Origin of the sequence: Prevotella conceptionensis 9403948 (assembly GCF_000312305.1) — a bacterium.
In the GTDB taxonomy this organism is placed as follows: Bacteria; Bacteroidota; Bacteroidia; order Bacteroidales; family Bacteroidaceae; genus Prevotella; species Prevotella conceptionensis.
The window spans coordinates 1-504 of record NZ_HE999544.1; the positions used below are offsets into that span (position 1 = coordinate 1).

The 504-nt window shown below is 31.9% G+C and carries 1 protein-coding gene; it reads left to right on the top strand.

Annotated features, from left to right (window positions below):
• Nucleotides 1-40: 40 nt before the first annotated feature.
• The gene (locus BN93_RS16210) at nucleotides 41-499 is read left to right on the top strand and encodes a hypothetical protein (RefSeq protein WP_019189302.1); all 459 of its coding nucleotides are present in this window, start codon (nucleotides 41-43) and stop codon (nucleotides 497-499) included.
• The last annotated feature ends 5 nt before the right edge of the window (nucleotides 500-504 follow it).

The window sequence follows — 504 nt, forward strand, 5'->3', positions numbered from 1 at the left end:
ATTGGATGCTTACATAGGAACTAAGTAAAGTAAAAATATAATGGAAAGATTCGAGCAACTTTTTATGGATTACTATAATGGAGTAACAGCCATACTTGAGGGGGAGAGACCAGAGGGCTTTCTTTCAAAAATGCCCTTTATGTACGAGGAACTTCTAGAAGAAGCTATCATGGAATATGATAAAATCGCTGACACCGAAAGATGGCTTAAACAAGAATTAACAAGTTTGACAGGCTCTAATATTACCATTTTTAGAAGCAAAAATGTAGTGTTCAATCAGTATTATATCCATACGCTATGGAGATTTGATTTGATCTGTGATTATTTAAATCGCAAAAATATTGATAATTTAAATGTAGGAGAGCAGTTAAATGAAACTCTCGATTTTTATGCGGCGAAAAATCAGTTAGAGAGGATTATGCGCATAATTGCTGAACTACTTTCATTCATAAGGAAAGACGAAACTTCAGAATTAATTTATAAGAAAATTATAAACTAAAGTTT